The following is a 23,617-nucleotide window of genomic DNA, read 5'->3' on the forward strand; positions in this document are numbered from 1 at the left end:
CCGCGCGACCCGCCCCACCGATTCGACCCCGACAATGGCAGCAAGCAGCAACAAGAGAAGGCACCGGCGAGAGGGACACGAGAGCATGGATCACGACGAGCTCCGCAGCCGCTTCGCGACACTGACCACCGCACACGTGGCGGACGCCTGCCTCCGCGCGCGCGTGCCCGTGCGGTGCGCGCCGTCCGTCGTACGTCCCGTAGTGGACGGCGGACGCGTCGCCGGGCGCGTGGCACCCGCGCGGCACGTCGGCAGTGTCGACATCTTCCTGGAGGCGTACGAGGAGGCCGCGCCCGGAGACGTCCTGGTCGTCGACAACGGCGGGCGGCTCGACGAGGCCTGCGTCGGCGACCTCGCCGTCCTGGAGGCCAAGGACGCCGGGCTCGCCGGAGTCGTCATCTGGGGGCTGCACCGCGACAGCGCCGACATCCGGGCCATCGGGCTGCCCGTCTTCAGCATGGGCGCCACCCCTGCCGGACCCCAGCGGCTCGACGGCCGCGCCAAGGACGCGCTGGAAGCCGCCACGGTGGGGGAGTGGACCGTCAGCCGCGAAGACGTCGTCTTCGGAGACGACGACGGCGTCCTCTTCGTACCCGCCGACCGGGCCGCCGAACTCCTCACCGTCGCCGAGACCATCCGCGACACCGAACGCCGCCAGGCCGACCGCATCCGAGAAGGCAACTCCCTGCGCGAGCAGGTGCAGTTCGCCCGCTACCTCGCCGACCGCCGAGGCAACCCCGCGCTCACGTTCCGTGAGCACCTGCGCGCTGTCGGTGGGGCGATCGAGGAATAGCATGGTGTACGTGGCATACGGCACGCATCTCCGCACGCCTCGCGGCAGAAAGGACGGGTGACCGATGCTCATCGGCGCACACGACCCTCTCGCCGTCGAGGTGGCAGCGGCGATCCGTACCGGGGACCTCCAGCGCTTCCAGGAGCTCCTCGCCGCCCACCCCGGCCTCGCCACCGCGCGGCTGGGCGACGAGCTCGTGAACCGGACCCTGCTCCACGTGGCCACCGACTGGTCGGGCCACTTCCCGAACGGCCCGGCGGTCGTGGCCGCGCTCGTCGCGGCGGGCGCGGACGTGGGAGCGCGGTTCACCGGTCCGCACGCCGAGACCCCGCTCCACTGGGCCGCCAGCTGCGACGACGTCGCCGTCCTCGACGCGCTGCTCGACCTCGGCGCGGACATCGAGGTCGACGGCTCGGTCATCGCGGGCGGCACGGCGATCGCGGACGCGGTGGCCTTCGGCCAGTGGCGGGCCGCCCGCCGCCTGCTCGAACGCGGCGCCCGTACGACCCTGTGGCAGGCGGCCGGCCTCGGCGAACTCGACCGCGTCACCGCCTACTTCACCCCCGGCACCCCGCCACCGCCCACCATCGATGTCACCGAGGCCCTGTGGTGCGCCTGCCACGGCGGCCAGCAGCCGACGGCCGCGTACCTGCGCGACCGGGGCGGCGACATCGACTGGGTCGGCTACGACGAACTGACCCCGCTGGACGCGGCAGTCCGCTCGGGCCACGAAGAGGCGGCGGAGTGGCTGCGGGGGCTGGGGGCGCGGTCGGCCACCGAGCGGACCTGACGCGGCCGCGTTCCCGGCCTCTGCCCGCGACGCCTGGCGGGCTCCGCCACGGGCGTGTGGACCTGGCGGGAAACGAGGCTCGGCCTCGGGGGCCGGTCCGCTACCGTTTTCCCACGGGGTCGCCTCGCTCCACCCGGCTGGTGCGGAGCGTGCGGATCCCTCTCCTGCCGCCCGGTGTGACCGCTGGGGCTGCGCGCACGTTCGTCCGCTCACCACGGGGGAGTCCATGCCGGTCGCGCGCGTGTCCACGGACCTGATACCGGTGGCGGAACGATTCGACTGGTGGTGCGACCTGGTCTGGCAGGACGTCGCCCGCACCATCATCACCAGCGATCACGCCGCCGAGTTCCAGGCCGGGGCGGAGACGGCAGACCTGGGTCTGGTCAAAGTGACCGCGATGCACTTCGCGCCGATTCGCTCCCTCCGCACCCGGACGCTCATCCGGCAGTCCGACCCCGAGGTCTACGAGCTCGCCTTGATCACGGGCGACCCGATGTGGCTTTCGCAGCGCCGCAACGACACCGCCGCCCGGGCGGGCGACCTGCTTCTCTGGGACACCTCACAGCCGTTCGACGGCGGTGTCTGCGGAGACCACGCCGAGGCGATCATCGTTCATCTGCCACGCTCGGCGCTGTCCCTCCCACCCGACCGGATCGACCGCCTGGTCGCGCAGCGCATGCCCGCGACCAGTGGCATGGGGGCGATCCTGGCCGCCTTCCTCACCGAGGCCCTCGACCAGGCCCACGCCTGCCGCCCACAGGACCTGAACACCCTGGGAACGGTCACCCTGGACCTGGCCTCCGCGTACCTCGCCCAGCGTGTCGACGCCGCGGAGCGGCTCTCGCCCGAGACTCGCCGACAGGTCCTGACTGCGCGCATCACGGCCTTCATCGACCGCAACCTCGCCGACCCGGACCTGACCCCGGCCGTGATCGCGGCCCAGCACCACATGTCGCTGCGCTCACTGCATCTGCTCTTCCAGACCTCCGGGGAGAGCGTCGCCGCCACGATCCGGCGCCGCCGCCTGGAACGCTGCCGCAGGGACCTGGCCGACCCGAGACTGCGTCACCGCACGATCGGCGAGACCGCCGCCCGGTGGGGATACCACCGCCCCGCGGACTTCAGCCGGGCGTTCCGGGGCGCCTACGGCGTCTCGCCGAGCGAGGTCCGGGCGCGCGCATGGGAAGCGAACGACGCTCGCGCTCCGCGCTGAGCGACGCGTCCAGCACTCGGCGCAGAACAAGCCGAACCGGCTCCGGCGAAGTCATCGTTCAGGCTCTGAGTTCAGCCTTCGACAATGCCGCCCGTCCATGATGCTTTTCCGGCCAGGAATGGCAAATCCCGGCGTATGTCTGGAACAAGGAAATCCGGATGCGCTGAATGACAACGAACCGTGCGCGACAACCCAACGACCGAGTGCCGCCCTCCCCTGCAAACTCCTTGCACCGAGTCGATCCAAGGCCGACTCGGTATCGCAGCAGTCTTCGACAAAGGAGTCAGACAATGCACTTCTCCCTGCCGCGCACGGCAGTTCTGGGGGCCTTCCTCATGGGAGCCGCCCTCACACCCACCGTGGCCAACGCCGCCACCAGCACCTCCCCGGCGCCGGCCCCGGCCGTCGCCAAGGTGTCGGCGAGCAGCGCCGGTACGACCGTCACGGTGAACCGCGACGCGCGTACCGGCGTCTTCACCGCGACCGGATGTCACGGCACCACCTGCATCTACGTCAACGGGACCGGCCTTTACGTGAATTACGCGACCGTCACCAATCGGAACGGCGACCCCACGGGCCGGGGAGTGATTTCCAGTACGTGGGACGGCCAGACCCACTACGGACCCTGGCTCGGGAAGAGCGGTTCCTGGCGCTGGGACTACTACGTTTATATGAACCAGAACAACAAGGTCTGCGGATCCATAGAAGGCCGTGACGTGGCCTGCCTCACGATCCATCGCTGACGTCAGGCAGCGGTGACGGTGGCCGGGCCTCGGAGGCCGCGCCCGCGTCCACCGTCACCGCGAGCCGCGCGGTCCCGTGCGCCCTGCCCGATGTCAGTGGCCCGTGCGAAGGTGGTCCACATGGGAACGACACGTACGACACCTGACGGGCGGCCCATTCCGCCGCCGCACGCGGACGAACGGGCCATGCTGGAGAGCTGGCTGGACTTCCAGCGCGCCACGCTCGCGCTGAAGTGTGAGGGGCTGGACGACCACCGGCTTCGGCTGGCGTCCGTGGAGCCGTCCGCGATGACGCTGCTCGGGCTCGTCCAGCACATGGCGGAGATCGAACGGAACTGGTTCCAGCGGGTGTTCGCCGGGCAGGACATACCGTTCCTGTTCGGCAAGGACGGCGACGCCGGGTTCACGCTCGACCCGGACCGAGGGATCGACGAGGCGCTGGCGCTCTGGCGCGCGGAAATCGACCGGGGCCGCGAGCTCATCGCCGACGCGTCCCTGGAGGACTCCGGGCCGCTGAGCGCGGAGAACGCGGCGGTCCTGGGCGAGCCAACCGTCTCCCTGCGCTGGATCCTCATCCACATGATCGAGGAGTACGCACGGCACAACGGGCACGCGGATCTGCTCCGGGAGCGGGTCGACGGGGTGACGGGCTTCTAGGGGCGCATTGAAGCAGAGGGAGGTTCTGGAGCGCCCTGGTCGCACATCGATCGGACCTGTCGGCTTGGGGCAAGGCCCTGCCCGCGAAGCACTCCGTTCGCGACACTGGAGTACGGGGTGGGCCGCGCGCGGTCCTGTTCCCGTGTGTCGGAGGACAGGAGGCAGTCATGGCCCTGCATCGCAGCACGCGGTCGCGGCCCTTGGCCGTCGCGACAGGTGTGCTCCTCGCCCTGGTGGCCGTCACGGGGTGCTCGGACGGTGGTCTGCCGAATCAGGGCACCGCCCCCGTGAACCAGGGGGGCCAGCGCGGCGGTGCGGACGACGCCTGGATGACGGAAGCCCGGGATGCCGTCCAGGTGGTGGACGACTTCTGGCGGTCGCACTGGAACCAGCACTTCACCGGTGCGTATGGATCACCGAAGGTCTTCGGCACGTACACGCCCAACACTCCGCAGGCCCCGAGGTGCGGGAGCGAACCGGCCACCCCGTACAACGCGTTCTACTGCCCCGCCGGGGACTTCATCGCCTGGGACGGAAAGCTGATGCGCGACGGATATGCCCAGGGCGACTCCTGGGTGTATCTGGTCATCGCCCATGAATGGGGCCATGCCGTGCAGCGCAGGGTTCTGGGATTGAAGGACGTGGCTCAGGAACTCCAGGCGGACTGCCTGGCCGGGGCCACCCTGTTCGGCTCCGAGGAGCTGCGGTTCGAGCCGGGGGACACCGACGAGCTGGCCCAGGCGCTGACCGCTCTCGCCGACGAGTCGCCGTGGACCAACTCCCAGGACCACGGCAACGCCGACCAGCGCCTGTCGGCCTTCAGCACGGGCGGCCGGGGCGGGGTCAACGCCTGTCTGCCCAGGTGAGCGGCGTGCCGGACAGCCCGTCGTCAGCGAATCCGGCGGACCGGTCCCCCACGCTCACATCCCGCCGTGGTGCTCGACCGCGTACACCCGACCGCCCAGGTCGGCGACGTACACCACCCCGTTCGACGCGGCCGGTGACGCCTGTATCGGGCGGGCCGTGGCAAGCCGCCACCGCAGGGCACCGGTCTCGGTGGACAGGGCGTACAGACGCAGACCAGGCCGTCCGCCAGGACCGGCGACACGCTCACACCGCTGCCCACAGGGGTGCCCCATCTGATCTGTCCGGTCAACGCGTCGATCGCGTACACGTAGCCGCTGCCGGTGCCCACGTAGAGGAACCACTCGGACAGAGCGGACCGGGACGAGATCGGGGAGGGGAGCGCGGTCCGCCACTTCCGGTTCCCGGTCGCCGCGTTGACGCCGTACACGGCCCGCCCGGTGGCGGTCCACACCAGACCGCCGGCCGCCGTCACCCACAGGAAGGGGGCGATGCGCGGGCAGTACGTCCAACTCTTCTCACCCGTGGCGAGGCTCAGGGCGTACAGGCTGTTCGTGTTCGCGAGGTAGACCGACCCGCCGTCCGTCTCGGGGAGGGCGGTGATCCGTTGGCGCACCTTGAACTGCCAGCGTTCCGCGCCGGTGCGGGCGTCGAGCAGATGGAAGTACGGGCCCGCGGTGACGCCCACGGTCCCTTCCGGTCCGGCGAGCACGGCCCGCACGGGGTTCCCGGCGTCGAAGCACCAGTGGTCGCGGCCGGTGGCCGTCTCCACCGCGTACACCCGTCCCCGTTCGTCGCCGACGTGGACCGAGCCGCTCACGACGGCGAGGGAGGCGTGCACGGAGGCGTCGGTGGTGACGGACCAGCGGATGCGGTCCTGCGGCACGGGGGGTGGGGCCGGTAACGCATGCGGCTCCGGCGGCAAGGCCGGGGCCGAGTCCTGCGGCGGCGGGACCGGGACCGGAGCCGTGGGCGCCAGCTCCTCCCCGGCCCCGGTCAGGGCCTGCAACCGCGCCGCGGCCGCCGCCGAAACACTGCGGCTGTCGTCGTCCAGGAGACGCCGCATCTCCTCCTCGACCCGCTGCCGTACGGTCGCGTTGCCGGTCCGGTACCGATCGGCGAGGCCCTCGATCGCGCCGAGCCGGTCGGCGGCCAGCGGACTGGCCAGCGCGTGCCGCACATGCGCGGGCAGCTGCCAGTTGACGTTCCGGGCGATGACGATGCGGCCCTCGACGTTCTCCTGCTTCTTGGGGCGCTGCTGCGGCATCTCCTCGACGACCTTGTCGTGGACGTACGCGTACAGCTCGTCCAGCGTGATGTCCCCGTCGCCGTCGAGGTCGGCGCTGCCGTCGCGCAGCCCGGACACCAGGTGCCGGGTGAAGACCGACTGCGGGGCCCGGCCGTGCACCTGGTCGCCCTCGAAGGAGTACTGGGTGGCGTCGGAGGCCGTCAGGACGCTGCGGCCCCGGCCCCGGAACCGCTCCAGGGTGTGCATGTCGGCGTCGCCCTTGGCCAGGCGGCCCGCCGGGAAGGCGCCGCTGTAGCAGCAGTCCAGGATCAGCACCTGCTGCCGGGACGCGCACCCGGTCATCGCGCGGTCGATCTGCTCGGCGGGCAGCGACGTGAACGCCAGGTTGTCGCGGCGGGTGTTGCCCATCGCCAGATGCAGATGCCCCTCGTCGTCCTTGAGGCCGTGCCCGGTGAAGTACAACAGCGTCAGATCGTCGCGCCGCCGGTCGCGGAACAGGTCGCCGATGGCCTCACCGACCCGGTAGTGGGGCTCGTTGATCAGCGTGGTGACCTCGAAACCCGCGATGTCCGGGTCCCGCAGCACGCCCGCGAGGGCCTCGGCGTCGTGCGCGGGCGCCGTGAGCCCGCGCAGACCCGCGTCCTGGTACTCGTACGTCGCGACCAGAAGGGCGAGCCGACGGCCCACCGCTACTCGCCCGCCCGGTGGCGGCGCACGAACCCGTCGATCAACTCCCGGCGCTCTTCGGCGGTCGCGTGCTCCAGCTCGATCGTGTCGCCGTCGATCGTCACGGAGATGCGGTGCCGGGCCGACTGCCGGCCGAGCCAGTCCCGCAGGGTGTCGATGAGCACCGTGAACACGCCGCCGGACGCGCTCAGCGCCACCACGATCGCCCCGACCGTCACCGGGTCGCTGCCCTTGGCACCCGGCGGAAGCTGCCCGACCGGCACCGGACGAAACACGTCGACGTCCAACTCGCGCAACTCCGCGAGCAGCCGGCGCGTCAGCCGCTCGGCCTCCTCCGCGTCCGACTCCTCGTCAGGTGCCAGCGCCAGCAGCACTTCCATCACGCGCCCCCGCTCCAAACCCGCAGCCCACACATCTCGGTGGTCCCGCACGGACAGTACGGTCCATTACATCAGGCGGGCCCGCGGCTGGTTTCAACTTCCCTGTCACGGCAACCCGGTCGGCATGTCCAGACGCTATGGCGGAAACCCGGCCGCGACGATCATCCTGATCATCGCGGATGTCACGGCGGTGATCCTGATCCTGTGGATCGCCTTCTTCCTCTTGGACGCCAACACCGCGAACGACCTGGTGTCATGGGTCCACCACGCGGCGAACTGGCTCTCGGGCTGGTCGCGCGACATGTTCGACGTCCAGTCCGACGACTGGCGCACGATCCTCAATTACGGCCTGCCCGCAGTGGTCTACCTGATGATCGGCCACGCGGTCGCGGGGCGCGTCAACCGCTCGTAGCACCGCAGCGAGTGCACCGCAGCGGGCGCCTCACCGCAGCGGCCGCCGACGGCCGCGCCGGGACCACCGCAAGGTGAAGAAGGCGATGTCGGCCACCAGCACGATGACACCGATGGCCAGCAGATAGCCCAGGCCGTCCGCGACCGCGCCGATCAGTCCCAGGACGACGGCCACGAGGATGAGGAACAGGAACAGCGCCATGGTGTGGCCATCTCCTTCGTACGTGGGCGGCGGTCGGCGCGGTCACGGGCGGGCGAGCCGGCGCTCGCCCGCCGCGCCCGGCCGGTACTCCAGCTCGTAGTACTGGAAGATCGCCTCCTCCTGGTCGGCGGGCAGCACGTCGTCCGTTCCGATGGAGGGGGCCTGGCGGACCATCGACCGGGCGTACGGGACCTTGACGTAGTGCGGACCGAGGACCGCCTCGCCGAGCGGGACGAAGACCAGGCGGCGCCGGGTCGGCAGACCGGTCAGGACGGTGGCCATCGCCGGTTCGTCGCTGCTCGTGTCCACGTACACCGCCTCCAGCACCCCGATCCTGCGCCCCTTCGGGTCGACCACGTCCTGGTTGCGCCACTCACGGACATCGGCTGAGGTGATCATGGTCGTTCCCTCCGGTCGGGACCCGGATCGGCAGGCCCCCGCCCCTCCAGCCTGCCCCCGATCGCGTACGACCACCACGGTCGCCACGCCCACCGGCCCCCGAAGTCACCCGAGCCGCGTCACCTTCGACCCGAAGGACGGCTCGCGGAGATCCTTCTGGAGCGCCACCGGGACGGTCGGGGCGTCGGGACCGGTGCCGATCGTCAGCGTGGCCACCACCGCACCGGCCCCGGCCGCGTGCGGCACCGGCTTGCCCGAATCCGTGAGCCGCAGGGGCAGCCGCTGGCCCGGTACGCCGATCGCCTTCAGGTCCCTGGTGGCGACCAGCGGCGTACGGCCGCCGAGCCCGTCGTCCACGTACCCGACCACCTGGCCCTTCCGCACCGCGACCACGGAGGTCAGGGCGTCGCGCACCGCCGCGATGACCTTCTTGCTGTTCTCCTTCACCAGGGTGAGGCTGTTGCCGCCGTTGGGGTCCGGGCCGTCGACGCGCTGGTCCAGCATCGTGCCGAGGATCAGCGGCGTCCGGTCGCCGACCGTCTTGTACGCGGCCCACATCAGCGCGCCGCCCGCCGCCGTGTTGGATCCCGTCTTGATCCCCTTGATGCTCAGCCCGGCGAGCAGCAGGTTGTCGTTGTTGTTGTTGATCGGCTGGGGCAGACCCTTGATCGTCGCGTTCGGCAGCGCCACGATCGGCCGGAAGGCGTCGAACCTCATCACCGCCTCGGCGAGCTTCAGCTGGTCGACGGCGGTGCTCACGGTCTTCGCGTCAAGACCGCTGGGATCGGTGTACGTGGTGTCGTTCATGCCGAGCGCCTTGGCGGCCTCGTTCATCTTCGCCACGAACGCCGTCTCGTCGCCGCTCCCCGTGTCCCAACGCGCCAGCAGCCGGGCGATGTTGTTGCCCGACGGGATCATCAGCATCTTCAGCATGTCCTGCTGACTGAACTTCGCCCCGGCCGTCAGACCCTCGATGCGCGACTCGTCCTTGGCCTCCCCCTCCCGTACGGCCTTCTCGTCGACCTCGATCGTCGGCCCCGCCTCGTCCTTCTTGAGCGGATGGTCCTTGAGGAGCACGTACGCCGTCATCACCTTGGCGACACTCGCCGTCGGCACCGGCTTCTGCTCCCCGAACGTGCCGAGGCTCCCCGAGCCCTGGACCTGCACGGCGCCCTGGCCCTTCGCGGGCCACGGGAGGCTGAAACGCCCGTCGAAGGTGTACGAGGCCGTGTCGGCGCCCAGCTTCAGGGACGGCGCCGGCAGGGGGCGGACCGCCTGGACGATCACGAAGACCAGGGCCAGGAGGAGGACGATCGGCACCCAGATCTTGAAGCGGCGCGTGATCGTACGAGCCGGGGTCTCCGGCGGTTTGGGTGTGTTGGTGAGCTCCGCGAGGAGGTCCAGGGGCGGGAGGGCCGGTGCGGGCTCCTCGGCGTCAGGGGTGGGTGATTCGGTCGGCTCGTCCTTGGGCCGGGCGCCGAGCGCGGGACCGGCCGTCACCGGGCGCGGCGGCTTCAGGGCCGGTACGTCGACCGGCTTCAGCGCCACGAACTCGCTGGTGCGCTCGGAGTCGGATTCGGGGGGCGCGTCGGGGGTGCCGGGAGCGTCGGGGGTATCGGCGGTCTCGGGGGTGCCGCCGGAGCTGGCCGAGCCGACCGTCTCCTCCGTCCCACTAGCCTCCTCCGTCGTGTCTTTCTCCTCCGCCTCGCTCGCCGCCTCCGCGTCGATCTTCCGCTTGCTGCCCTCGTCGGGGGACTGGTCCGCCACTGCTCTCTTTCCCTGTCCGATCTGAAACCGTCGTGGCACCACCCGTGCCACCGCCGCCACCTGTCGGCGCTACTTCTTCAGCACCGCCTGCATGACCGCCTTCGCGATCGGCGCACCAAGGCGCCCGCCCGCGATGGCGTCGCGCGAGATGTCCATGTCCTCGGGGTCGACGAGCACCGCCACCGCGACCGGTGAAGTGCCGTCGCTCTGCTTGGCGTACGACACGAACCAGGCGTACGGGCGCTCGTCGCGCACATCGGCGCCGTGCTGCGCGGTGCCGGGCTTGCCGCCGACGGTCACGCCGTCGATCTTCACCTTGCTGCCGGAGCCGTCGGTCACCGTGTACTCCATCATTTCCTGCACCTTCTTCGCGGTGGCCTCGGAGACGGCCTGGTTCAGCACCTCCGGCCGGGTCTTCGCGAGCGGTGACAGGTCGGGGCCGCGCAGCTCCTCGACCATGTACGGCTTCATCACCTTGCCGTTGTTGGCGAGCCCGGCCGTGACCATGGCCATCTGCAGCGGGGTGCTGGTGAGGCTGCCCTGGCCCATGCCGGTCAGCGCGGTCTGCGGCTTGTCCAGCTTCTCGGGGTAGCCGCTCGCCACCGTGCGTACGGGAGTGAACTGCTCCTTGTTGAAGCCGAACTTCTCCGCCGTCTCGCGCATCTTGTCCTTGCCGGTCTTCAGCGCGGCGTCGAGGAAGACGTTGTTGCAGGACCACTGGAGGCCGGTCTTCATCGAGACCTTGTCGCACTGGGAGTTGGGGACGACGTTGCCGATCTTCTTCGTGCTCTGCGGCAGCGGATACGGGGCCGGGGCGCCCGAAGGCGCGTTGATGTCGGTGACCGTGCCGTGCTCCAGGGCGGCCGCCGCCGTGAGGATCTTGAAGGTGGAGCCGGGCGGGTAGATCTCGCGGATCGCCCGGTTGTTCAGCGGCTTGGACTTGTCCTGGTCCAGCTTCTTGAACACCTCGCCCTCCTTGCGCGAGATGCCCGCGAAGACCGAGGGGTCGTACGAGGGCGTGCTCGCCATGGCGAGGATCCGGCCGGTACGCGGGTCGAGCGCGACCACCGCGCCCTTCGCGTCGAGGTCGGTGAGCCCCTTGTACGCGGCCTTCTGCGCCTTCGGGTCGATGGTGGTGATGACGTCGCCGCCGCGCGGTTTGACGCCGGTCAGCGTGTCGAGCGGTCCGGCGAGCAGTCGGCTGTCCTTGCCGCTGAGCACATCGCCGTGGACGCCTTCGAGGAAGGTGGCACCCTGCGCCTGGGAGAGGTAGCCGGTGACCGGTGCGTACATCGGGCCGTCCTTGTAGACGCGCTTGTACTTGAGGTCGGAGCCCGGCGTCTCCACGGAGGCGGTGATCGGGGCGCCGCCCACGATGATGTTGCCGCGCGGCTGGGCGAAGGTGTCGATCCGCACCCGCTGGTTGTTCGGGTGGTTGGCGAGGGTGTCGCGCTGCGCGAACTGCACCCAGGTCGCCCGTACGAGCAGGGCGAGCGTCAGCGCCCCGCAGAAGACGGCTATGCGTCGCAGTGGCCGGTTCATCACTCTCCGTCGGGCGTCGTGGGTTCGGCGGTGGGCATGGGAGGAGGAGATCAGCAGTCTGTGCCGTATGTCCAAGTTCACTATCAGTCCCAGATCGATAAAATTGCGATATCGTCGCTGGTCGTGGACTTGATTCGGCATCTGGAGTGCTTCGCGGCTGTTGCAGAAGAGTCACATTTCGGTCGGGCCGCGGAGCGGCTCGGTGTGGCTCAGCCGCCCCTTTCGCAGCGCATCCAGCGCCTGGAGCGCGAGCTCGGGGTGCGGCTCTTCGAGCGCACCAGTCGACAAGTGACGATCACCAAGGCCGGGACGCTGCTCCTGGAGGAGGCGCGTGAGCTGCTCGCCCGCTCCGAGGCGCTGATGGCCACCGCGCGCCGCATCCGGGACGGCGAGAGCGGGCTGCTGCGCGCCGCGCTGCCGCCGGACATCGCGGGCGAGACCGTCGCCGCGATCCTGGCGGACTTCGCCCGGCTCCACCCCGGTGTGGAGCTGGAACTGCGTGAGCTGACCACCACTCAGCAACTGGCCCAGTTCGCCTCGCACGACCTGGACGCCGGGCTCATCCACCACCCCTGCGACGTCTCCGGCCTCGAACTGGGCCCGGTGCTCCGCCGCGAGGTGGGCGTCCTGCTGCCACGCGACGCCCCGGAGGCGGAGCTCGACGCGGTGCCGCTGGCCGCCCTCTCCCCGTACGACCTGATCCTGTTCCACCGCGCCGCCGCGCCCGCGCTCCACGACGACGTCCTGACCACGTGTGCGCGCAACGGCTACACGCCCGCGGCCGTACGGCACGGCCAGGGCGCCAGCTTCATCCGCGGTCTGATCCTCTCGGCGCACGCCGTCGCCCTGAGCCCTAGGGACGCCCACACCGCCGACCGCGACCCGGACCTCGTCTGGCGGCCGCTCGCCGGGGCGCCGCTGTCCTGGCGGCTCTCGGTCGCGTGGCCGCGCGGGCGCAGCGACACGGCGGTGAGTACCTTCGCCGAGGCGGCCACGCGCGCGTTGCGGGAGACTTCGGCCGTGAGCACCGAACTGCCCCCGCGCCCGCTCCATCTGCGCCCGGCCGCGGAGTACTGGCTGTGACCGCCGCCGCCCGCATCCGCGAGGCCTTCGACGAAGCCGGGGTGACCGGCTGGCTGCACGCGCTCGACATCGACTCGGGTGCCGAGATCGGCACGGGCGGCGACCACGCGGTGGTCACGGCGAGCGTGCACAAACTCTGCGTGCTGGTCGCGCTCCACGAACAGGCGGCGGCGGGGCGGTTGGACCTGACGGAACAGCTGGAAGTCCCCCTGTCCGGCCGGGAGTTGGGCCCCACCGGAGTCGCGGCCATGCTGGACCCCGTACGCATGTCACTGCGCGACGCCGCGTACCTGATGATGGCGGTCAGCGACAACACGGCCGCCGAACTCCTCCTGGGCCGCATCGGCCTCGACGCGGTCAACGCCACCACGGCCCGGCTAGGCCTCGCGCACACGTATGCCGTCCACACCTTCCGCGAACTCCTCGCCACCATCAAGGAGGACGCGGGTCCCGGCGGCGCCCAGGCGCTCGCCGACCCGTACGTCATCGCCCGCCTGCGCGCGCTGGACCCCGCCCGCACCAACCGCAGCACGCCCCGCGACATGACCCGCCTGCTGAGCGCCGTATGGCGGGACGAGGCGTGCACCCCCGAACACGGCGCCGCGATCCGCCGCCTCCTGGGCCTCCAGGTCTGGCCCCACCGGATGGCCTCCGGCTTCCCCTTCGACGACGTCCACGTGGCGGGCAAGACGGGCAGCCTGCCGACCCTGCGCAACGAGGTCGGCGTCATCGAATACCCCGACGGCGGCCGCTACGCCGTCGCGGTCTTCACCCGCGCCGCCAGCACGGCGGCGACGCTGCCCCCGGCGGACGCGGTCATCGGAACGACGGCGCGGATCGCGGTGGAGGCGCTGCGGGGGGCGTAGTCGCCGTCCGGGCCGACGTGCATCGGTGGCGGCTGTAGCGCCGAGGGAGTGATCTCGGAGGGGCTGCAGCCTGGCTGTGTTGCACGGGGCACATGCCCGGTTTGGGAGTTTACGTCCTGAGGGTGGGCGGTCGGAGCAAGACTGCTGAGCAGGAAGACACCCCCACGTGAAGGAGAGACAATGTCCCCCACCAATGTCCTGCCTCTGCCTCGGCGCGCGAACTCGGAGTCCGAGTGCCCCTCGTGGTGCGCGCGCGAAGCGCACATCGAAGCCACCGGGAGCCACGCCGGGGCCCCGGTCGAACTGGCCTTGCCGCAGGGGAGGCTTCCGGCCGCTAAAACTCCTCTGCTTTCGGTACGGATCGTCCTCGGGCACGACGAGGAGCTGCGCGGCGATCCGCCCAGGCTCTGGCTCTCGGATTCTGTGGGCTCGGCGGAATGGGACAGCCAGGCCCTGGAAGCACTCATCTTCGGCCTTGAAGACTTCGCGCTGCGGCTGCGGGGCCTTCAGCACCGGTACGACACGGTCGTGGTCGGCGGTGCGGAGGAAAGCCTCGATTTCGTCGAATCGCCGACCCATCCGCTCGAACTCGTCGCTCCCTGCCCTCCCTGGTGCCAGTACCGGGACGCGGACCCGCACACTCTGACCGGGCTCCTGGTGGATCACTTCCACGCAGCACACGAGTTCAGCCTGGAGCTTGGGCTCCAGAGGCCTGTGCGGACAAGCCGAGGGCTGGAGGCGGTGTCGCTCGAACTCCACATGGAGCACATGCCGCACGCGGCGATGCCTCAACTCGACCTCACGGTCGGCAGCTCGGCGAACTGGCGTCACGCCTCTCTCACCTTCGAGGAGGCGGATCAACTCCGGTCGCAACTCAACGAGTTCATCGCAGAGGGTCGCGAATACGCTCAGCCGCAGGCCGTACCCTCGCTGCGGGAGCTCGTGGACTACTGCGGTGTCCGGCTCGTCGAACACGAGGGCAGCGCGACCCGTTTCCTCGAGCACGCCGTCGGCGACACACGACAGGGTGGACCCGTCTGGGTGACTGTGCCGAAGGGAATCGCCGGCCCATGCCTTGAGGGCTTGGTCAAGAGCCTCCTCGCGGAAATCCACGAAAGTCAGGAGGAGTTCACCGTGCGCGGCGACACCGCAGCGCACACGGTGGGTGAAGCACCCATGCCGACCTGGCCGGAGAATCGGTCGGCCGCCTAGCTGAGGCGCGAGATGATGCCGCTGGCCAGCGAGAAATCAGATGCTGGTCAGCGGCTGTTCGGCGCCTCGTTCGGGCTGGTCGCCGCGCCGCTGATGCGGCGGCGCCGCCTGGAGACGGGGCTCGGCCTCGCCGTCGCGGTGTGCTGCGCCAGGCCGGTACGGTCTACCAGTTCCGCCACATCCAGTTGCAGCGCCACCTCGCGGGCCGCCGCTGACGACGACCGCCCGAAAAACCCCTCTACGCATCCGCCACAGAGTCGAACTCCACCTCCCCCCGCCCCACCCCCTGCGCATCCGCGTCCACCGACCGCCGCAGCGCCTCGTGGAGCTTCGCCGGGGTGAGGACGCCCGCGAAGTGGGAGCCGTCCAGGACCGCCACCCAGCCCGCGTCGTACTGGAGCATCTCGCTGAACGCCTGCTTCAGCGGCGCTCCCAGCGGGACCCACGCCTCCATGCGGCGGGCCAGGTCCGCCACCGTGGCCGGGGTGCCCGCCAGGGACAGCTCGTCCGTGGAGACCCAGCCGTGCAGCTCGCCCGACGCGTTGAGCACGACCGCCCAGCGCGCCTCCGCCTCGCGCAGCCGCGCGGCCGCGGCGTCGGCGGGCTCGTCGAGGCGGGCCAGCGGCGGCTGCTCCAGGTCGGCCTCCTCGACCGTGGTGACCGACAGCCGCTTCAGCCCCCGGTCCGCGCCCACGAACTGGGCGACGTACGGGGTCGCCGGGGCGCCCAGGACCGCCGCCGGGGTGTCGAACTGTTCGATGCGGCCCTGCCCGTACACCGCCATCCGGTCGCCCATCCGCACCGCCTCCTCGATGTCGTGCGTGACCAGCAGGACGGTCTTGCGCACGGTCGCCTGGAGGCTCAGGAACTCGTTCTGGAGCCGCTCGCGCACCACCGGGTCCACCGCCCCGAACGGCTCGTCCATGAGCAGCACCGGCGGATCCGCCGCCAGCGCCCGCGCGACCCCGACGCGCTGGCGCTGGCCGCCCGAGAGCTGCGCCGGATAGCGGGAGCCGAACGTCTTCGGGTCGAGGCCCACCAGGTCCAGGAGCTCGGCCGCCCGCGCCCGCGCCTTCGCCCGCTTCCAGCCGACCAGCGCCGGAACCGTCGCCGTGTTGTCCAGGACCGTGCGGTGCGGGAACAGGCCCACCTGCTGGATCACGTAACCGATCCGGCGGCGCAGTTTCACGGGGTCGACCGACGCGATGTCCTCGCCGTCCACCAGGATCCGGCCCGACGTCGGCTCGATCAGCCGGTTCACCATCATCATCGTCGTGGTCTTGCCGCAGCCCGAAGGGCCGACCAGGGTGACCAGCTCCCCCTCGGCCACCTCGAAGGACAGCCCGTCGACGGCGCTCGTACCGTCCGGATACACCTTGCTGACCCGCTCGAACCTGATCATGGATCCACGCTAGGAGCCGCCGTGGCCGTACGCACACGGACCGCCGCCACGGGAGTGCGCTCCCGGTCGGCCGGATGGCAGCGGGCGGGGGAGTGCGCGCAGCGGCCGGTGTGATCCACTGGGCCGAACCGGACGTACGACCGAGAGCAGGAGCCCGCACCCTTGACCACCGCGCCCGCCTACCGCCAGCCCGGAACCGTCCTCGTCGACCACCGGTTCGTCGTACCGCTCGACCACGCCCGCCCCGACGGCGAGCAGATCGAGCTCTACGCGCGCGAGGTCGTCGCCGCGAGCCGCGCCGCCGACAGGGAGCGGCTGCCCTGGCTGCTCTACCTGGAGGGCGGCCCCGGCTTCGGCGCGCGGCGGTTCATCGGGCGGCAGGCCTGGCTCGGGCGCGCCTTGTGCGACTTCCGGGTGCTCCTGCTCGACCAGCGCGGCACCGGCCTGTCCACCCCGGCCAACCGCCAGACCCTCCCGCTGCGCGGCGGCCCCCGCGAACAGGCCGACTACCTCGCCCACTTCCGTGCCGACTCCATCGTCAAGGACTGCGAGCTGATCCGCCGGCGGCTCACCGGCGGCGCGCCCTGGACGGTCCTCGGCCAGAGCTTCGGCGGCTTCTGCGCCACCCACTACCTCTCCACCGCCCCCGAAGGCCTCGACGCCGTCCTGATCACCGGCGGCCTGCCCTCGCTCGACGCCCACGCGGACGACGTGTACCGGGCCGCCTACCCCCGCATCGAGCGCAAGAACGCCGCGTACTACGCCCGCTATCCGCAGGACGTCGAGCGGGTGCGCCGCGTCACCGAGCACCTGGCCACCGAACGCACCACCCTGACCAGCGGATACGTACTGACCCCGGCGGCCTTCCAGTCGCTCGGCATCCTCCTGGGCGGTGGCGACGGCGCCCACCAGCTGCACTACCTCCTCGAAGACGCCTTCGTGCGCACGGCCGCGGGCCCCGCGCTCTCCGACGCCTTCCAGGAAGGCGTGCACACGGCCCTCTCGTACGCCGCCCACCCCCTCTACGCCGTCCTCCACGAGGCGATCTACGCCCAGGACGCCCGCCCCACCGCCTGGTCCGCCGACCGGGTCCGCGCGGAGTTCCCCCGGTTCTCCGCCGAGAAGGCCCTCGCCGGAGACGGCCCCGTCCTCTTCACGGGCGAATCCGTCCACCCCTGGCACTTCGAGACCGACCCCGCGCTGCGCCGGCTGCGCGAGACCGCCGATCTGCTGGCCGCCCGCACCGACTGGACCCCGCTGTACGACCCGGCCGCGCTCGCCGCCAACGAGGTGCCCGTGGCGGCCGCCGTCTACCACGACGACATGTACGTCGACACCGCCCACTCCCTGGCCACCGCCCGGGCCGTGCGGGGTCTGCGCACCTGGGTCACCGACGAGTACGAGCACGACGGCGTACGGGCGAGTGGCGAGCGCGTACTCGACCGGCTGCTCGCCCTCGTACGGGGCGAGTTGTAGCCGGGAGGCGGCGCGGCGGCCTCCGCCGGGGCTCGTAAGCTGCGGCTATGACAGAGCAGTTGGAACAGTTGGAAGAGATGCCCGACGACTGGCAGCGGGCCCTCGCGGTCGTCGCCCACCCGGACGACCTGGAGTACGGATGCGCCGCCGCGATCGCCGGATGGACCGACGCGGGCCGTGAGGTCACGTATCTGCTCGCCAGCCGCGGCGAGGCGGGCATCGACGGCATCGAGCCCGCCAAGTGCGGGCCGCTGCGCGAGCAGGAGCAGCGGGCGAGCGCGGCCGTCGTCGGCGTCTCGGCGGTGGAGTTCCTGGACCACAAGGACGGTGTGATCGAGTACGGGACCGACCTGCGCCGGGACATCGCGGCCGCCATCCGCAGGCACCGGCCCGAGCTGGTCATCACGCTCAACCACCGCGACACCTGGGGCGGCGTCGTCTGGAACACCCCCGACCACCGGGCCGTCGGCCGGGCCACGCTCGACGCCGCCGGTGACGCCGGGAACCGGTGGATCTTCCCCGAGCTCATCGAGCAGGGCCTCCAGCCCTGGAACGGCGTGCGGTGGGTGGCCGTGGCCGGTTCCGACTCCCCGACCCACGCGGTCGACGCGACCGCCGGGCTCGAACGGTCGGTGGACTCGCTGATGGAGCACCGCAGTTACATCGAGGGCCTGACGGACGAGGAGCCCGAGACGTACTGCCGCACCTTCCTCACCGCCAACGCCGAGCGCGCGTCCGCCCGCTTCGGGGGCCGCCCGGCGGTGGCGTTCGAGGTGTTCCCCCGGTAGGGCGGTTCTTCCGGCAGGGCTGTTTTCCGGTAGGGACGGACAAGGGCCGGGCCGAGTGGGTTTCCCCTGCTCGGCCCGGCTCGCCGCTATTCTGACGTACCGTCAATTATCTTTCACCATAAGGGAATCAGGAGGGCGTGATGATCGACACCCTCGACCGGGAGATCCCGGACGGCGAGGAGCGGATGCGCCTCGAGGTCACGGGGGACGGGCTCGGCGTCCTCACCCTCTGCCACCCCGAGAAGCTGAACGGCTGGAGCTGGGAGTCCAGCCGTCAGCTCGGCCTCCTCGCCGACCGGATCCGCTTCGACGACGCGATCCGCGCCGTCCTGCTGCGCGCCGACGGTCGCGCCTTCTGCGCCGGGATCGACGTCACCGCCCCCGGCGGCGCCATCACCGGCCGCTCCCCGGCCGAGCGCACCCACCGCTACTCCGAGGGCATCCGCTGGGTCCACGAGCGCTTCGCCGCGTTCGCGCGGCTGCCGCAGCCCGTGGTCGCGGCCCTCCAGGGCTACTGCCTCGGCTTCGGCTTCGAGCTCGCGCTGATGGCGGACATCAGGATCGCCGCCGAGGACGCGGTCTTCGCGCTGCCCGAGACCGGGATCGGGGTCGCCGTCGACGCGGGCGGCGACCTGCGGATCGCCCGGGACGCGGGCGCGGGCTGGGCGAAGCTCCTGGCCCTCACCGGCCGCCGCATCGACGCACCCACCGCCGAGCGGCTGGGTCTCGTCCAACAGGTGGTGCCCGAAGCGGAGTTGGAGAAGGAGGCGCGGGCGCTGGCCGCCGAGATCGCGGCCAACGCCCCGCTCGCCGTGCGGGCGGTCAAGCGGAACATCGACGCGTTCGCGGACGCGGGGCTGGCCGAGGCCCTAGACCGTACGGCCATGGCCGCCGCCCTCACGCTCACCTCGGAGGACGCCCGCGAGGGCTATGCGGCGAAGGCGGCTCGCCGCCCGCCGAGGTTCGAGGGCAAGTGAGGCCGCTGGGGTTCACCCGTGGAAGGGCTCGCGGCCCAGCTGCTCCCGTACGGGAGTGACCGGCGCGGCGACCACCGTGCGGCGCTGCCAGTTCGCGCCGTCGACCACCAAGGTGTGGCCGCTGATGAAACGGGCGTACGGGGAGGCCAGGAAGGTCGCCGCCCAGCCGAGCTCACGGGGCTCGCCCACCCGTAACGCGGGCTGGCGGGCGTCGAGTTCGCCGCGCGCCGCCGCATCTTCCAGCCCCGAGCGGATGGCCTCGGGCATGTCCGGATGTGGGAAGAGTCCGGGGACGAGCCCGTTGACCTGGATGCCGTAGGGGCCCCACTCCACGGCGAGTGTCTCCACGAGGTTCCGTACCCCGGCCTTCGCGGCCGCGGAGTGGGCGTACCCCGGACCGCCCGTCCAGGCGTACGACGCCCCCACGTTGATCACCGACCCGGGCGTCCCGGCCGCGAGATGGCGGCGGCCGAACTCGCGGGTCGTGAACCAGGTCCCGGTCAGCGTGATGTCGACGACCGCGCGCCAGGCGTTGGGGGACAGGTCCTCGGCGGGGGAAGGGAAATTGGCGGCGGCGCTGTTGACGAGCACGCCGGGGAGTCCGACCTCCCGTTCGGCGAGGTCGAAGGCCGCGCCGACCTGCTCCGGTTCGCGGACGTCGCACACGGCGACGACCACGCGGCCACCGCTCAGCTCCGCCAGCTCCTCCCGAGCCGCCTTCAGCCGCTCCTCGGTGCGTCCGAGGATCACCAAGTCCGCTCCCAAGCGGGTGAATTCGGCGGCCATCGCCTTGCCGAGGCCGGAGCCGCCGCCGGTCACCAGGACTACGGTCCCGGCGTACGTCCCCGGCGGCAGTGCGCGGGCGCCGGGCGGGGGAGGGGCGGGCAGCCCGGGCAGTGGTGCGGTGTCGTCCGTCATGGCGGCCATCCCTACCGCCGACACCTCGAATCCACCAGACACGGCTACTGAGTAGCCGTCAAAATCCCTCTGTGGCAGTGACTCAGGACGAATCGGCGATCGCGGCGGTCTGGGACCAGCAGAACGTCTGGTCGCGGAGCGCGGACCGGCTGAAGAAGGCGGTGGAGGGGGCGCGCGGCAAGGCGCTGCTGCTCGCCATCCTCGCGGCGGTGCTCGGGACGGGTTCCGCCCAGGCGATGGGCCGGAACGAGGCGGCGGGCAAGGCGCTCGCCTTCGCCGCGGCCCTGGCGGCCGGAGCGGCCCCGCTGTTCGCCCAGCGCGGCGGGGCGTCCCGGCTCAGCGACTGGATCCGGGTGCGGGCGGTGTCCGAGGCGCTGAAGGCCGAGGTGTACACCTGCCTGGCGCGGGTCGGGCCCTACCGGGACCTGGCGGGCGCGGGGGCGCTGCTGGCCGAGCGGGGACGGGCGTACCGGACGGACGGCGGCGACCTGATCCGCTACACCGCCGGGATCACCGCCCTCCAGAGGCCGCTGCCGCCGGTGACCGACCTCGACTCGTACGTCGAGCACCGGCTGCGGCGCCAGATCGAGACGTACTACCGGCCCAAGGCCGAATGGATGCGCCGGAAGGTCGTCCTGGCGGGCCGTGTGGAGCTGGCCCTCGGCGGCCTGGCCGCCGCACTGGCCGCGGCGGCGGGCGTGTTCTCGGTCGGCGGCCTCGCCGCGTGGGTGCCGGTGGTGGCGTCGGTGTCGGTCGCGCTGACCGCGCATGCCATCGCGCAGCGGTACTCGTACCAGCAGCTCGAATTCATGCGTACGGCTGAGGAGTTGGAGCGGTTGTCGGTGCGGTGGGAGGGGGTGCCGGGGGGTGTGACGCCTGAGGCGGCCGAGGCGTTCGTCGCTGAGTGCGAGCACGTGATTTCGATTCAGAACGAGGCGTGGATGATTCGGTGGACGGTGGGTTGATGGAGGACATCGCCGCGACGACCGCGGACAGCGCGTTCGAAAGCCGCTACCTGGAGTTCGTGGCCAAGAGGTACGACCGGGTCGAGGTGTTCGGCGTCGATGTCCCCTCAAGGCGGCCGAGGCACGGCTGGCCGCTGCGCGACCTGTTCACCGGTCTGAGGGCGTTCGACGAGGCCGGGTGGCCCACGGCGGTGACCGCGGGCAGCGCGCTGACCGGGGGGCGGCGGACGCTGCTGCGCGGTGCGGCGGGCACCGGGAAGACGACCCTGCTGTGGCACATGGCCGTCTCGGCGGCGCGGGGCCAGCTGGCCGGGAGCGACCATCTGCACGAGCACATCCCCTTCGTCCTGCCGGTACGGAGCCTCGGACGGCTGGATCGCCTGCCCCGCCCTTCGGACTTCCTGGCCGCCACGGGGGTGGTGATCGCGAACGAGCAGCCGGTGGGCTGGGCGGAGCGCGTACTGGCCTCCGGCCGAGCCCTCCTGCTCGTCGACGGCGTCGACGAGGTGGGCGAGTCCGAGCGGGCCGGCATCCGCTCATGGCTGGGCGAGTTGCGCACCGCGTATCCGGACTGTTCGTACGTGGTGACGTCACGGCTTCACGCCGTGCCCGAGTCGTGGCTGGGCGAATGGGAGTTCAGGGCGCTGGACCTGGGGCCGCTGAGCCCGGAGGAGGTTCGTGAGCTCATCACCCGCTGGTACGCGGTCAGCTTGGCGGCCACGGAGGGACGGGCGGAGAGGGCGGCACTGGGGTCGAGGCGGGACGCGCTGCTGGCCGCCGTCGTCGAACGGCCCGATCTGCGGGAGTTGGTGAGCAACCCGCTGCTGTGCACGCTGCTGTGCGTCGTCAACGAGGAACGGCGCGGCCTGCTGCCCCACACCCGGTTGCAGCTCTATGACGCCGTCCTCGACATGATGCTGACCCGGCGGGACGCGGAGCGGGAGATCACGGTAGCCGGGGCGGCCGTGCTCGGGCGGGAGGCCCAGACCGCGCTGTTGCAGCGGCTGGCCTACTGGATGCACCGCAACGACCGGACCGAGACCGAGCGTGCCAGAGCCGTGGCCCTGTTCGCCGACTTGCTGCCGGCCCTTCCCGCCGTCGTCGGGCGATGGACGCCCGAGGAGGTACTCGGCCGGCTGCTGGAACGCAGTGGCCTGCTCCGACTGGCCGCACCCGGCTACCTCTGCTTCCAGCACCGGACCTTCCAGTCGTATCTCGCCGCGAAGGCCGCCGTCGAGGAGGGGGACTTCGGCATCCTCGTGGCCAGGGCCCATGAACCGGCCTGGCAGGACGTCGTCCTCATGGCGTTCAGCCACGCCCGGCGGCGCGACGCCGAGGAGCTGTTCCAGGGGCTGCTGGACCGCGCGGAAGGGGACGCGGAGCACCGGGTGCGACTCCATCTGCTGGCCGCGGCGGCGCTCGGATACACCGCCGTGGTCGCCCCTTCGGTCCGCGAGCGGGTCGAGTTCCGGCTGGCGCAGCTGGTTCCGCCCCGAACGCCCGCCGAGGCCGACGCGCTGGCCGAAGTGGGGGAGCTGGTGCTGGAGTTCATGCCGGGGCCCGAGAGTCTGGACCCCGACGGCCCGGAGGCGGCGATGGTGCTGCGCGCCGCGCAGCGGATCGGGAGCGCCGCCGCCCACGAGCTGGTCCGGCGCTTCGTCGCGGCCCGCGAAGAGCGCGCCGCCCGGGTGCCGCGAGCAGCCGCCCGGCCGGCCCCGGAGGCCGTCCGGGTCGAGTCATGGGCCACCGTGCCGGGCCGACAGGATTCCGCACCCCGGTCGTTGGAGATCTCCGGATCCGAACTGCCGAGGGACCTGGACCGGCTCGCCCGCACCGTCCATCACGTGGTCTGGCGCGGCGCCGCGTCCCCGAACGCCGCCCTCGCCCGACTGCCGCTGCTGCGCACCCTGGTCATCGCGGACAGCCCGGCCCTGACGGACCTCGGCGGACTCGTCGGGCTGCGCCGGCTGCGTACGGTAAGGATCACCGCGTGCCCGGCCCTCCGCGACCTCACGGCGCTCGAGCGCACCGGAGTGGTCTTCCTCGACGTGGCGCCCAACCCCGGGGTCGCCGCGATGGCGGCACTCGCGCGCGCGGAGCGCCTGCGCGTGCTCGGATTCCCGCTGCCCGAAGGGGAGTTCGACCTGGAGGCGCTGCGCAGCGGGCTGCCGGGAGTGCAGCTCGTACCGCGTTCCGGCGTCCACGGGTGAGAGGGCGCGCCGGCGTGCACAAT

23 protein-coding genes and 1 pseudogene are annotated in these 23,617 nt (G+C 71.6%); 15 read left to right on the top strand and 9 right to left on the bottom strand.

Going from position 1 to position 23,617, the window contains the following annotated elements; all coding sequences use genetic code 11:
- Positions 1-85 precede the first annotated feature (85 nt).
- From IE252_RS00875 to IE252_RS00900, 6 genes are all read left to right on the top strand, one after another.
- Positions 86-793 (top strand): RraA family protein, encoded by a 708-nt coding sequence (locus IE252_RS00875; RefSeq protein WP_190087262.1) that lies wholly within the window; start codon positions 86-88, stop codon positions 791-793.
- Positions 794-857: 64 nt separating this feature from the next.
- The gene (locus IE252_RS00880) at positions 858-1,583 is read left to right on the top strand and encodes an ankyrin repeat domain-containing protein (RefSeq protein ID WP_190087263.1); all 726 of its coding nucleotides are present in this window, start codon (positions 858-860) and stop codon (positions 1,581-1,583) included.
- A gap of 226 nt (positions 1,584-1,809) precedes the next feature.
- Positions 1,810-2,796, top strand: coding sequence for an AraC-like ligand-binding domain-containing protein (locus IE252_RS00885; protein WP_190087264.1), 987 nt, complete (start codon positions 1,810-1,812; stop codon positions 2,794-2,796).
- A 290-nt stretch (positions 2,797-3,086) separates the two neighbouring features.
- Positions 3,087-3,539 carry a hypothetical protein gene (locus IE252_RS00890; RefSeq protein WP_190087265.1) on the top strand — a complete coding sequence of 151 codons (453 nt, stop codon included), beginning with the start codon at positions 3,087-3,089 and terminating at the stop codon, positions 3,537-3,539.
- A 120-nt stretch (positions 3,540-3,659) separates the two neighbouring features.
- A complete protein-coding gene (locus IE252_RS00895) occupies positions 3,660-4,196 on the top strand; it encodes a DinB family protein (RefSeq protein WP_190087266.1) in 537 nt (178 codons plus the stop codon).
- Positions 4,197-4,363: 167 nt separating this feature from the next.
- Complete coding sequence (locus tag IE252_RS00900; RefSeq protein WP_190087267.1) at positions 4,364-5,062, top strand: neutral zinc metallopeptidase; 699 nt, start codon at positions 4,364-4,366, stop codon at positions 5,060-5,062.
- A gap of 54 nt (positions 5,063-5,116) precedes the next feature.
- Here IE252_RS00900 and IE252_RS44230 read toward each other — a convergent pair whose 3' ends face one another.
- From IE252_RS44230 to IE252_RS00910, 3 genes and pseudogenes are all read right to left on the bottom strand, one after another.
- Positions 5,117-5,335 carry an outer membrane protein assembly factor BamB family protein gene (locus tag IE252_RS44230; RefSeq protein ID WP_373298498.1) on the bottom strand — a complete coding sequence of 73 codons (219 nt, stop codon included), beginning with the start codon at positions 5,333-5,335 and terminating at the stop codon, positions 5,117-5,119.
- Positions 5,281-6,996 (bottom strand): annotated as a pseudogene (locus IE252_RS00905) (caspase, EACC1-associated type); the annotation flags it as partial. The gene IE252_RS44230 and the pseudogene IE252_RS00905, both read right to left, overlap by 55 nt.
- A 2-nt stretch (positions 6,997-6,998) precedes the next feature.
- Positions 6,999-7,376 carry an effector-associated constant component EACC1 gene (locus IE252_RS00910; RefSeq protein WP_190087269.1) on the bottom strand — a complete coding sequence of 126 codons (378 nt, stop codon included), beginning with the start codon at positions 7,374-7,376 and terminating at the stop codon, positions 6,999-7,001.
- A gap of 124 nt (positions 7,377-7,500) precedes the next feature.
- Here IE252_RS00910 and IE252_RS00915 point away from each other — a divergent pair, with 124 nt between their 5' ends.
- Positions 7,501-7,788: a hypothetical protein gene (locus IE252_RS00915; RefSeq protein ID WP_190087270.1), complete on the top strand. Its 288-nt coding sequence runs from the start codon at positions 7,501-7,503 to the stop codon at positions 7,786-7,788.
- A 30-nt stretch (positions 7,789-7,818) separates the two neighbouring features.
- Here IE252_RS00915 and IE252_RS00920 read toward each other — a convergent pair whose 3' ends face one another.
- From IE252_RS00920 to IE252_RS00935, 4 genes are all read right to left on the bottom strand, one after another.
- On the bottom strand, positions 7,819-7,989 hold the full coding sequence (locus IE252_RS00920) for a hypothetical protein (RefSeq protein WP_190087271.1): 171 nt from the start codon (positions 7,987-7,989) through the stop codon (positions 7,819-7,821).
- Positions 7,990-8,031: 42 nt separating this feature from the next.
- Positions 8,032-8,388 (bottom strand): PRC-barrel domain-containing protein, encoded by a 357-nt coding sequence (locus tag IE252_RS00925; RefSeq protein WP_190087272.1) that lies wholly within the window; start codon positions 8,386-8,388, stop codon positions 8,032-8,034.
- A 105-nt stretch (positions 8,389-8,493) separates the two neighbouring features.
- The gene (locus IE252_RS00930) at positions 8,494-10,155 is read right to left on the bottom strand and encodes a D-alanyl-D-alanine carboxypeptidase family protein (protein WP_229847806.1); all 1,662 of its coding nucleotides are present in this window, start codon (positions 10,153-10,155) and stop codon (positions 8,494-8,496) included.
- Between the two features lie 69 nt (positions 10,156-10,224).
- Positions 10,225-11,697, bottom strand: coding sequence for a peptidoglycan D,D-transpeptidase FtsI family protein (locus IE252_RS00935; RefSeq protein ID WP_190087273.1), 1,473 nt, complete (start codon positions 11,695-11,697; stop codon positions 10,225-10,227).
- Positions 11,698-11,820: 123 nt separating this feature from the next.
- Here IE252_RS00935 and IE252_RS00940 point away from each other — a divergent pair, with 123 nt between their 5' ends.
- The 3 genes from IE252_RS00940 to IE252_RS00950 all read left to right on the top strand — a co-directional run bounded on the left by IE252_RS00940 (position 11,821) and on the right by IE252_RS00950 (position 14,858).
- Positions 11,821-12,780, top strand: coding sequence for a LysR family transcriptional regulator (locus tag IE252_RS00940; protein ID WP_229847808.1), 960 nt, complete (start codon positions 11,821-11,823; stop codon positions 12,778-12,780).
- Complete coding sequence (locus tag IE252_RS00945) at positions 12,777-13,646, top strand: serine hydrolase (protein ID WP_190087275.1); 870 nt, start codon at positions 12,777-12,779, stop codon at positions 13,644-13,646. The genes IE252_RS00940 and IE252_RS00945 overlap by 4 nt, the downstream gene beginning before the upstream one ends.
- A gap of 180 nt (positions 13,647-13,826) precedes the next feature.
- A complete protein-coding gene (locus IE252_RS00950) occupies positions 13,827-14,858 on the top strand; it encodes a DUF6907 domain-containing protein (protein ID WP_190087276.1) in 1,032 nt (343 codons plus the stop codon).
- Positions 14,859-15,096: 238 nt separating this feature from the next.
- Here the strand turns inward: IE252_RS00950 and IE252_RS00955 are convergent, their stop codons facing one another.
- A complete protein-coding gene (locus IE252_RS00955) occupies positions 15,097-16,260 on the bottom strand; it encodes an ABC transporter ATP-binding protein (protein ID WP_190087277.1) in 1,164 nt (387 codons plus the stop codon).
- Between the two features lie 162 nt (positions 16,261-16,422).
- Between IE252_RS00955 and IE252_RS00960 the strand changes: the two genes are divergently transcribed.
- The 3 genes from IE252_RS00960 (at position 16,423) to IE252_RS00970 (ending at position 19,501) form a co-directional block, all read left to right on the top strand.
- Positions 16,423-17,736, top strand: coding sequence for an alpha/beta fold hydrolase (locus IE252_RS00960; protein ID WP_190087278.1), 1,314 nt, complete (start codon positions 16,423-16,425; stop codon positions 17,734-17,736).
- Positions 17,737-17,783: 47 nt separating this feature from the next.
- On the top strand, positions 17,784-18,524 hold the full coding sequence (locus IE252_RS00965; protein WP_190087279.1) for a PIG-L deacetylase family protein: 741 nt from the start codon (positions 17,784-17,786) through the stop codon (positions 18,522-18,524).
- Positions 18,525-18,664: 140 nt separating this feature from the next.
- The gene (locus IE252_RS00970; RefSeq protein WP_190087280.1) at positions 18,665-19,501 is read left to right on the top strand and encodes an enoyl-CoA hydratase/isomerase family protein; all 837 of its coding nucleotides are present in this window, start codon (positions 18,665-18,667) and stop codon (positions 19,499-19,501) included.
- A 12-nt stretch (positions 19,502-19,513) separates the two neighbouring features.
- On the opposite strand, the gene IE252_RS00975 is transcribed toward IE252_RS00970, so the two are convergent.
- Positions 19,514-20,419 (bottom strand): SDR family oxidoreductase, encoded by a 906-nt coding sequence (locus IE252_RS00975; protein WP_190087281.1) that lies wholly within the window; start codon positions 20,417-20,419, stop codon positions 19,514-19,516.
- A 71-nt stretch (positions 20,420-20,490) separates the two neighbouring features.
- Here IE252_RS00975 and IE252_RS00980 point away from each other — a divergent pair, with 71 nt between their 5' ends.
- Both IE252_RS00980 and IE252_RS00985 read left to right on the top strand, forming a co-directional pair.
- A complete protein-coding gene (locus IE252_RS00980; RefSeq protein WP_190087282.1) occupies positions 20,491-21,384 on the top strand; it encodes a DUF4231 domain-containing protein in 894 nt (297 codons plus the stop codon).
- The gene (locus IE252_RS00985) at positions 21,384-23,594 is read left to right on the top strand and encodes an NACHT domain-containing protein (protein WP_190087283.1); all 2,211 of its coding nucleotides are present in this window, start codon (positions 21,384-21,386) and stop codon (positions 23,592-23,594) included. The genes IE252_RS00980 and IE252_RS00985 overlap by 1 nt, the downstream gene beginning before the upstream one ends.
- Positions 23,595-23,617 lie beyond the last annotated feature (23 nt).

Source organism: Streptomyces melanogenes, assembly GCF_014649795.1.
In the GTDB taxonomy this organism is placed as follows: Bacteria; Actinomycetota; Actinomycetes; order Streptomycetales; family Streptomycetaceae; genus Streptomyces; species Streptomyces noboritoensis.